Raw genomic sequence first — 9,107 nt, forward strand, 5'->3', positions numbered from 1 at the left:
GCCGAGGTAGAGGCGCGGGGCGGGGTCGAGTTCGAGGCGCCAGTAGTGCGGGATGCCGGCCGCGGCATACAGGGACGGCTTCATCTTCTTGTCGGCGACCCGGGTGGAAGGCGAGGCGATCTCGACGGCCACGACGACGTCGTGCGCGCTCAGGGTGGTGCCGGCCTCGGCGGCGGCCGCCGCGTCGGCGATCACCAGGTCCGGGATCAGCAGGCCGTCGGGCACGACCACGTTGACGGCCTCCAGCACCTCCAGCGGCACGCTGGCCGAGTCGATGGCGGCGCTCAGGAGCATGGCGAAGCGGAGGCTGGCGCGCTGGTGCGGGACACCGGGACTCGGGCTCATCAGCAGCGCTCCCCCGACGAGCTCGATCCGGTTGCGCGGGTCTTCGGGCAGGGCCAGGACGTCCTCGACGGTCCACGGCCCGCTGTGCTCGGTAACTGCAACGCTCACGAATCCTTCCTCACTACTTGGCGCCTGCCCTCATTGTCCCCGGCGGGAACGTCCGGCGGTACCGGCTCACGGATTCGTCCGGCGGACCGGCCCCGCCAGGCCAGTCACAATCGGGGGCCGTGCCGTAGCGCGGACGGGGGCCGGCTGCGGCTGGTGCGTGGTACGCGGCGGGATCGTCCCGGCCCGGGTGGCACGGGCGGGGGCGGCGTGGCGGTTCGCGCCGGCGGCGGCTTCGTCGAGCGCGGCCTGGCAGGCGTCGACCACGGAGATGTCATCGGTGCTTCCTCCCCCTGGTGGCGCCAGGGAGTGGCTCAGGGTGTGTCCGGGTCGAGGTCAGCGGGATCCACCCACCGCACGATCGGGGTGCTGTCGGCCCGGACGGTCGTGCGGACCGTCTGGGTGACGATGACGTCGCTGGTGTAGCCCAGGGCGTCCAGCTCTGCCTGCGTGGCGAATCGGGAGGTGACCTCGGTGTCTTCCCGCACCGCGTCATCGGGCCGGGGCTGTCGGTGGTCCCTGCTGGCGGCGGCACGCACCCGGGCGAAGGCTTCGTCGGCCAGGGTCCGCTTCTGCGCGTTGATCGGGGCGGCGAGGGAGGCCATGGCCTCGGGGCTGGCGCCCAGGGCGAGGCGGTGGTGGTAGGTGGCGATGACCTCGGTGACGGCTGCGAGGGCCAGGTCCCGCTCGAACCGGGGACACATCCACGCCTCGCCGGGGACGCCTGGTGCCCGGACCGTACCGGTCCGGGCACCAGGGTCAACTCCCGCACACGAGCAGACGGACCAGGTCTGCCACGGCCCCGACGACCTGGCCGGCCAGAGCACCGGTCAGCGCCGTCGCGGCGATCCGGCCCGGCTCGGCCAACCTGCGGCGCAGCCGGCCAAGGCGTCCCGGGCTACTTGCTGCGCACGGCGTGCTCGGGCAATCCCCTGCGTCGGGGGGAGCGGCTCCGGGCGACCCGACGCTCCGCGACCGCCGGCCGGCGCTGCGGGGCCGCCGTCGGGGGAGTCGCCGGCCACTGCCCGACGATGTCCAGCAGCACCTGCTCCCCCGCCCCCTCGATGTGGACGCTGAGCACTTTGGCGACCTCGGCCGGGTCACCGATACACACCGCGCCCTGCTCGGGCAGCCGGTCCTCGGCGACCTCGGTCACCCGCCGCTGCCAGAGGTCGGCCTTCTCCCTTCGCCCGGTTCCGGCGAAGTGGACGGCGAGCAGATGTGCGGCGAGCTCGTCGTCCGCGCCCGCAGCGACCTCCCACCAGAACTCGGCCCACAGGGGTTGCCCGAGCCCGTACATCAGGCAGCCGACGACCCGTGCCGCGCCGCCGTCGTAGGCGAGGCCGGCGAACGGGGCGGCGAACGTCTCGGGAGGGGTCTGGCTCACCACCGCGGCGCAGAGGTGCCCCAGGTCACGGCGCAGATCGGCCCGGCCGGAGGCGGCCACCACGTCCAGGTGGTCACGCTTCTGTGGGGCGCGTACGGGCGAGGCGGGCGGCGCCGTGGCCGCCCGGGGGGCCACCGGGGCGCGCTCGGACCGCCCGACGGTGCGGGTGGGGGCCGGTCGGTCGCCCTCGGCGATACGTACGGCGAGTCGTCGCACGCTCGCCACGGGGTCGTGGTCTTCAAGCTCCCGTCCCAGTTCCTCGGCGTCGTCCTGCAGCAGTTCGTGGATGTTCATCACGTCAAGTCCCCTCGTCCTTGGTGATCGTTCCGGGGAGCGAGCAGGTACTCCAAGTGGCGCGTGCCCAGGCTGAAGTAGGTCTTCGCCGTGCTGGGGGCGATGTCGCAGACCGCCGCGATGGTCGGGTAGTCCACCGCGAGCTGGCGCAGCCGCACGACCTCGGCCTGCACCGGGTACACCTTCGCCAGCTCCTCCAGGGCCCAACGCAGTTCGTCGCGCTCCACCAGCCGGTCCAGCGGCTCGTGCCCGGTGTCCTCCGGCCCGGCCTGCTGGATCAGCTTCAGCGTCTTCGCATCCGCCCGGCCGCGGCGGCGGAACACATCGGCCACCGAGTCCCGCACCAGCTTCCAGGCGAACGCCCGCACCGACTGGATGTCCGGGCCTCCAAGGGCCCGGTCCCACTTCTCGTACAACCGGATCCCCGCGTCCTGCACAGCGTCCTCGGCGTCCGCCCGGTTCCTGAGCCTGCCCATGGCGTAGCGCAGCCACTTTCCCTCCTCCTCCACGTAGAGCACCGTGAAGTCGAGGGCGAGCGCACTCATCGGGTCCTGCTCCAGGACCTCCTGGTCATCGCCCGGGAACGGTGTCGTCACCGTTGCCTCCTGTACGACGGTCGCCGCTGCGACGCAGCTGGCGAGGGTGATCCGGTAGAGGCCGCCGTAGCGGCGACGGGCGCCGGGGGCGGTCCCCGGCGCCTGGGAAGCGAAGCGGGCCAGGCCCGCCGTGTCGCACTTCTCCCGGTTCTTCCTGCCGGCACCGACACCCGTCGGCGTCTGGCAGGGCCTCAGAGACGTCCGCACGCTGCTCCCCCCTCTCTGCTCATCCGGTGTCCGGCGCACCGGCGGTGCACCGGCGCCCGTAGGGCGCACAAGGAGAACCGTTGCGAGCGGGGCTCGCGTTGATCCGATTCAGCGGTCATTTGATGACCGGACGTGACGGAAAATGTACATAGCGTGCTGACCTGCAGATTCGAGCACGTGCGCACCCCTGAAAGCCGTGATCGAGTGACCTAGATCACGCGTTTAAAGCTCCGCCGGACCACCCGGGCCCGCCCGAACGGTCCGGGCCGCGCACGCTGCTGGCCGGGAAAGTGACCCGCAGGACACATTCCGACGCCCGCGCCGGCACTGAAGAGCTGCTCCGCAAACGGTGAGGGCCCCGGTCGCCCGGGGCCCTCACCTGCTGCTGCGCCGCTCAGCCCTCTCCGGCCCCCTCAGCGCCCGGACGTCCTGCCGCAGGCCGTCCTGACCGGTGGCGAGCGTGCCGACCGTCGTCACCAGGGTCGCCATGGTGCGCTGGAGTTCGGCCTACCTGGTGGCGAGACTGATGGCCAGGTCGGCGATGCCCTGGACGGCGTGCTGGAGCGACGTTCTCGCGGCCAGCGCTGGCCGGTCGGGCGGTGGCCATCGCCGCGCGCAGCTCGGACTGCACCCAGCGGGCGACGGTGTTGACGTCGCGGTGGTCGGCGAGGTCGGCGCAGGCGGCGAGGGCCAGGTCCACGCACTTCCCCACCACGGTGCGGACGGACCGTACGGCCCAGCACGACCCGCACAGCCCACCCGCCCGCTCGGTGCCGAAGTCCTCGCCCGGCAACGCCCGGCGCGCCGCCTCGGCCCGTGCTTTCCGCTTGGCGCGCGGCATCGCGTGCTGGTGCAGGTGGGCGTCGACCGCAGCACGCCGCTGGGCGGCGTCGGCTCCGTCCGGAAGCTGGGCATCCGCTTCATGGACCGGGGATCGGCGTCTGGAGCGGCGGTCGTTGAGCTGCTGCGGAGCCGGCCTAGCGGGCTTCCTGAGCGGCCCTGGCCGCGATGGGGTTGATGTCGGCCCGGCGTTGCTGCTGCATGGCGGTCAGGCGGTTGACCACCATGATCGCTGCCACCGCCGCCACCAGGCGCAGCGCGAAGCCGGCGGCCTCGAACCGGATGGCGTCGCGCAGGCTCTCAAGGTCACTGAAGACCGGATCGAACTGGCGCGTCATGGAGGAGGCGATCCGGCCGACGAGGAGCGAGCCGATCCAGGTGGCCCACCACAGGGCGACCACCGTCTCGGACGGTGTGCGGCGCCGTCCCTCGGCGTCGAGCGGCGCGCTCGCCCGCCAGCAGTCCGCGGTCAGCTGCCAGGGGAACCAGAGCCCGACGACGGGGGTGAACCAGGCGCCGATGGCCCAGCCGGTGCTGTGGCGGTGTCCGCCTGGCAGCAGCAGGTCGGCGTTGCGGCGGATCCGGTGGAACCAGATGACGAACACGACCACGGTGGCGAGGAACAGCGGAACGGTCAGCCCGTTCACCGTGTCGGTCACGGAGATCACGGAGTCGAGATCGTCGAACCGAACGTCGTCGGACCCGTCCAGCAGGCCGCCCAGGAGCACGTCCTCCCAGACGTCGGCCGCGACGACCACCGCCGCCAGGACAGCGTTCAGCCCCAGCAGGACGTAGAGGGCCGCGGCAAGGCCGTTCGGCGGACGCAGCGCCGCCGCCCACCCCGGGGACGCCTCCGCGCAGCCGTAGCAGCGCCCGCTGTCCGTCCCCGCCGGACGTGCCCCGCACACCACACACACCATCAGATCGCCCCCTCCAGGAAAGCACCGCTCGCGCACACGCGCGCCGGTACACCATCGCCCCGACCGGGGCGGGCGCGCCGACTCTAGGGGACCTGCGCCGCAGCCGGCCAGCGAGAATTCCCAGTTCAGAGGCTGGTATCGCCACAAATGGTCCACGAGAGACTGCCTGGCTTCCGGCGGCCACCGCAGCTCGGGTAGCGGCTTCATCCTGGTCGACCGAGCGTCATACTGGTGGGGCTGGGCTCACAGGTAGGAGTGAGCGGATGCTGCGGATGAGTCGGGTGGCTTCGGCGAGGCCGTGCCGGTGGCACAGGAGCAGGAACGAGACCACCAGCCAGACGGCCAGCGCGGCCGGGACGAGGATCACCGCTTCCACACCGAACCGACCCAGGGCCACTGCCAAGACGAAGACGAAGATGCCAGCCAGGCGGCATGCCTTCATCAGCCGCCTGCCATCGAGACGGTCCGGGTCCAGGGCAGCCGCAGCAGGGAGAGCGGCCTCCGGCAGCAGCCCGGTGAAGCGGTCGTGCGCGAGGTTGTTGGAGATGCTGGCGGCCAGGACGCCGAGTTTCCGGGCCGCCGCCCGCCTGTCGACGAGCAGGTCGTCGGCAGCCAGGCCAAGGGCAGCCTCCACCCGCTCGATGTGCCGGTTCGTTGTGGCCTTGAGTTCCTTGCCGGTGCCGAAGGTCGCGGTGGTGTGGTTGATGGCGACCCGCAGCGGCTGGCGGAGCTCGACGGCCTTGCGGCTGAGCGCGACCGTTTCGCTGTAGCGGCCGGCGGGATCGGAGCCGGCCAGGTCCGCGGCGGCTCGCAGGAGGTCGAACGCCTGGTAGAAAGGCCGGTAGGTCGGGTTGATGTTCTGTCCCTCGCGGATGGAGGTCACCACCGCAGCCGCGACGACGAGGAAGACGAACCCTGCGATGCCAAGCATGCCGAACCCCACGGTGGCACTGGGCGCACACGCCCCTTGTTCCGGGGTCAGGCGGCCTCCCGGGGTACACCCGGACTCGTTGTACGCGGCGAGCACGGAGCAGATGGCGATGGTCAGCATTGCCGGCAGGGCGAACACGCCCGGCCCTGCTGGCTCGTAGGTGAGTGCGGCGCGGATCCTGATGGCGTCGAGCGGAACGCCGAGGGCGTCCGCCGCTTCTATGGCCGGTGCGAGCTTCTTCTCGACATGACGGTGGTGGAGCCGTCGCAGCGGGTGCCGCCAGCCCGGGGCGGTCACTGAAAGGCCCTGACGACCGCTTCGACGAGCTGGTGAATGCTCTGGCCCAGCGGGGTGGCGGCGATCAGGACCCCGAGGGTGACGGCGCTCAGCACGGTCACCAGTTCGTCGTTGCGGGAGCGGGCCTCGGTCCGCCGGCGCAGGCGGACGATGATGATGATCGCGAGGAACGCGCTCGCGCTGATCGTGTACTGCACCAATCCCACCCCGTGTCACATACCGGAAACTCTGGGTGAGGATGCCAGAAGTCCGCCAACGGCGGGCCCGGATCAGGGAAAACAGGCCGAACCGGTGCAGGCCGTTCGGCCTCCCACCATCCGGATCCGGTCAAGTCCCCGCAGCCGGCCGTGCGGTTCACCGGATCCCCGGTGCCGCGACGCCGGCCACCCCTAGGCTCACCGCCACACCGTGGACCAGGAGGGGAACGCCGTGGCCCGCAGGCCCGCACGCCGCCGCACCACCACCACCGCCCGCCGAGGCCGTCGTGGCCGGCAGGCCCGCGACCAGGCCGTGCTGCTCGGCGTGGGCGCCCTCGTCGCCTTCTCCCTGGCCACCGTCGCCGTCCAGTGGCTGGCCCACCACCTCCTCGCCCTCACCGGCATCATCGCGATCACCCTGACCGCCGCGGTCGTCGCAGTACGCGCCCGCGCCGCCGCCGACCGCCGCGCCCACCACGCACGCACCGCCCGACTGCGCCACATCAGCGCGTTCATGTCCATGAGCCCGAAGGCCTTCGAGCACGCGCTCGCCGACCTGTGCCGGCGCGACGGCTGCACGCGGGTGACCGTCGTCGGCGGAGCCGGCGACCTGGCCGCCGACGTGCTCGCCACGACCCCCCACCGGGCAGCGCATCCTCATCCAGGCCAAGCGCTACGGGCCGAAGACCCTGGTCGGCTCGCAGGACGTCCAGAAGGTCAACGGCACCTACCGCGACACCCACGGCTGCGACCTCGCCGCCGTCGTCACCACCAGCACGTTCACCAAGCCGGCCGCCGCGTTCTGTGCCCAGGTCGGCATCCGCCTGACCGACCACCGCGCACTCGCCCTGTGGGCCGAAGGCACCGGCCGCCCCCCTGACACTGACAGCCCCCCGCCCATCAGACCTCCCAACGGGACGTGCTTGAAGTCGGGGTCACCGCACCGGCGGACTCCGGTTCCTGCCTCGCCGCGATCTCAATCTCAGACCCTGGTGACATCCCGCGTTCCGGTTCCTGGCCGGACAATGTAGACGCCGGACCCTGGCAGCGTCTCCCGCGAATCCTCCCTGAGCTGGTCGACGCTGATCTCGGCCGGCCACCGCGTGCGGAACTCCGACCAGCGCACTCCTGCAAGGTCAACCTGGGTGAGGTCTGCGGTACTCAGATCGGCAGTGGTGAAGTCGTCCAGAACTTCGGAAAGAAATTCCAGGTCAAGGGATTCTGGTTCGCCGATCCCGAGCAGTTCGCCGACCTGAACAGCCAGCGCCCGCGTGAGATATTCCACTTCCTGCACGGCTCGAGAAAGGTCACCTCCACGCACCGCATACATGAATACCTGGCAGGCTCGCAGGAACTCTGCGATAGCCGGGTGATCAGCACTTCTCACCCGCTGGTCGATTGTTGCCGCCATTTCTCGGACGAGGATCTGCCCAATTACTCCCGCCTGGTCGATCGCTGGGTAGTGGGATTCCAGTAGCGCCACGATCTCGTGCGCCATGTCTCGCAGCTCCCATGCAAGAGCAGCCCGGCCATCCAGCTCATGGGCGATTCCTCGGGCGATGCCCTGGGCAACGAAAGAAGCCCTTTTCAACGGCATCCCGTGGTACCGGCCGAATCCAAGGCCGTAGGTGAGATCCTGTGCCAGCACCACTGTGCGAATGAGAAGGTCAGCAAGGATCGCCGATGTCACCAGCGGGTGTTCCCGAAGCACCAGTCGCTGCTCGGGGCCGATCAACTCGAACCGCTGGTGCATCAGACCAACGTCGTAGAGGGGTGCGGCTGCCTCCTCGAACTCGGTCCTGGCAGTGGTCTGGGAGGTGATCGACGCGAGCCCGGCCTCAACATCCAGCACCGCATCCAGACCCTCGGTGAGATTCTTGTGCTGGGTACAGATCATCACCTCACGCAGCCCAGCCTCCACGTCGAGGTGATCACCAAGCCCGTCCAGGAAGGTTTTCTGCAAATCCGTTAGCTGGTCCGGGAATTCACGGCTCAGGCGCCCAGGGGTCCAATTATCGCCCATCACTCCCCCTCTCGCTCGGTCATCTTTCTGGAAACCGCCAGGCGGGCCTTAAAGAGACTGGCCCGGACTGCCGACGGCTTCATTCCCAATTCAGCCGCAATTTCTGTCGGGGAATATTCGTCGAGTGTCCAGGCCATAACTTGCCGCTGGCGGGGAGGTAGTCCTTTCAGTAGATTCAAAATATCCTGCTGCCGCTCCCAATCCTCTGCTTCCCCTGGTGACGGCAACAGTGAGGTCGGTTCGAAATCGAGCTCCTCGATACTTTCTTCGACGCGACTGAAGGCGCGCACCAGCTCGCGGGACGCAACCCTGCGGCACCATGCTTCCGGCGACTGGATACGGTCCCACCTCGCATATGCCTTGACCATCGTGTCCTGGGCCAGCTCTGCAGCCAGGGGCGCCGGAGCCCCCTGCCACATCAAGAACGCCACCAGCCTGCGAAGACAGGTGCGGTAGAAGTACGCGAACTCCCCGTTTCGGGGGCTTGTTCCACTACCGCTGTCGGGGGCCGACAGACGTCCGAGGGGCGCCGCCGAGACGGCCTCCCCGTCTGGGCCGGTATCACTCATGCGCGCCGCAACCTCGCTTCTCCTGCTCCACCAGCCGTCCCGAGTCGTCTTCGTCAGCGTCACGCAAACGAAGCGCGAGGACGACAATGACCGGAGGAGGCGAAGAGGATCGGGGACAACTCCGCCGGCGTGGCCGTAACTGCCCCACGAGGGTGATCGACGCGCCCACCAGTCCCAGCACTGCCACCACAACCGAACCCGTGACGGAATCCACCAGCACTCCTCCGCTTTCGTTCAACACTTCTACAACTAAGAGCCCAGAGAAGGGCTGAACGTTAACTAGTCGGAGGATTCTCTTCGGGGCGGCGTAGTTCCTGGTAGGCGGTGTGGTCGGCGAGCGGGTTGCGGGCCAGCGCGGTCGGTGCGGGGCGGGGAGCGGACCGCTCGTCGACATCC

The 9,107-nt window shown here is 69.9% G+C and carries 10 protein-coding genes and 1 pseudogene; 2 read left to right on the plus strand and 9 right to left on the minus strand.

From position 1 onward, the window contains the following. The 4 genes from ABT238_RS38265 to ABT238_RS38280 form a co-directional block, all read right to left on the minus strand. The coding region (locus tag ABT238_RS38265) for a Uma2 family endonuclease (protein ID WP_350807132.1) at positions 1-453 on the minus strand (453 nt) is incomplete at its 3' end. Between the two features lie 311 nt (positions 454-764). Beyond that, positions 765-1,154 (minus strand): hypothetical protein, encoded by a 390-nt coding sequence (locus ABT238_RS38270; RefSeq protein ID WP_350807136.1) that lies wholly within the window; start codon positions 1,152-1,154, stop codon positions 765-767. Between the two features lie 194 nt (positions 1,155-1,348). Further along, positions 1,349-2,131 carry a hypothetical protein gene (locus ABT238_RS38275; protein ID WP_350807141.1) on the minus strand — a complete coding sequence of 261 codons (783 nt, stop codon included), beginning with the start codon at positions 2,129-2,131 and terminating at the stop codon, positions 1,349-1,351. Continuing rightward, positions 2,131-2,727, minus strand: a complete 597-nt coding sequence (locus ABT238_RS38280) for an RNA polymerase sigma factor (RefSeq protein WP_350807144.1) — start codon at positions 2,725-2,727, stop codon at positions 2,131-2,133. The genes ABT238_RS38275 and ABT238_RS38280 overlap by 1 nt, the downstream gene beginning before the upstream one ends. A 667-nt stretch (positions 2,728-3,394) precedes the next feature. Between ABT238_RS38280 and ABT238_RS38285 the strand changes: the two genes are divergently transcribed. Next, a complete protein-coding gene (locus tag ABT238_RS38285) occupies positions 3,395-3,952 on the plus strand; it encodes a hypothetical protein (protein ID WP_350807147.1) in 558 nt (185 codons plus the stop codon). Here the strand turns inward: ABT238_RS38285 and ABT238_RS38290 are convergent. From ABT238_RS38290 to ABT238_RS38300, 3 genes are all read right to left on the minus strand, one after another. Beyond that, positions 3,912-4,682, minus strand: a complete 771-nt coding sequence (locus ABT238_RS38290) for a DUF4328 domain-containing protein (protein ID WP_350807150.1) — start codon at positions 4,680-4,682, stop codon at positions 3,912-3,914. The genes ABT238_RS38285 and ABT238_RS38290 overlap by 41 nt on opposite strands. Positions 4,683-4,917: 235 nt before the next feature. Then, entirely contained in the window at positions 4,918-5,922 is a 1,005-nt protein-coding gene (locus ABT238_RS38295) for a hypothetical protein (RefSeq protein ID WP_350807153.1), read from the minus strand. Then, positions 5,919-6,119 carry a hypothetical protein gene (locus ABT238_RS38300; protein ID WP_350807156.1) on the minus strand — a complete coding sequence of 67 codons (201 nt, stop codon included), beginning with the start codon at positions 6,117-6,119 and terminating at the stop codon, positions 5,919-5,921. Before ABT238_RS38300 ends, ABT238_RS38295 begins: the two co-directional genes overlap by 4 nt. A gap of 520 nt (positions 6,120-6,639) precedes the next feature. Here ABT238_RS38300 and ABT238_RS38305 point away from each other — a divergent pair. Then, positions 6,640-7,150, plus strand: a pseudogene (locus ABT238_RS38305) (restriction endonuclease). Here the strand turns inward: ABT238_RS38305 and ABT238_RS38310 are convergent. Further along, entirely contained in the window at positions 7,102-8,142 is a 1,041-nt protein-coding gene (locus tag ABT238_RS38310; protein ID WP_350807160.1) for a hypothetical protein, read from the minus strand. The pseudogene ABT238_RS38305 and the gene ABT238_RS38310 sit on opposite strands and share 49 nt — an antisense overlap. Next, the gene (locus tag ABT238_RS38315; RefSeq protein WP_502891500.1) at positions 8,142-8,657 is read right to left on the minus strand and encodes an RNA polymerase sigma factor; all 516 of its coding nucleotides are present in this window, start codon (positions 8,655-8,657) and stop codon (positions 8,142-8,144) included. Before ABT238_RS38315 ends, ABT238_RS38310 begins: the two co-directional genes overlap by 1 nt. Positions 8,658-9,107: the final 450 nt, after the last annotated feature.

This window comes from Kitasatospora sp. NPDC001527, assembly GCF_040298605.1.
In the GTDB taxonomy this organism is placed as follows: domain Bacteria; phylum Actinomycetota; class Actinomycetes; order Streptomycetales; family Streptomycetaceae; genus Kitasatospora.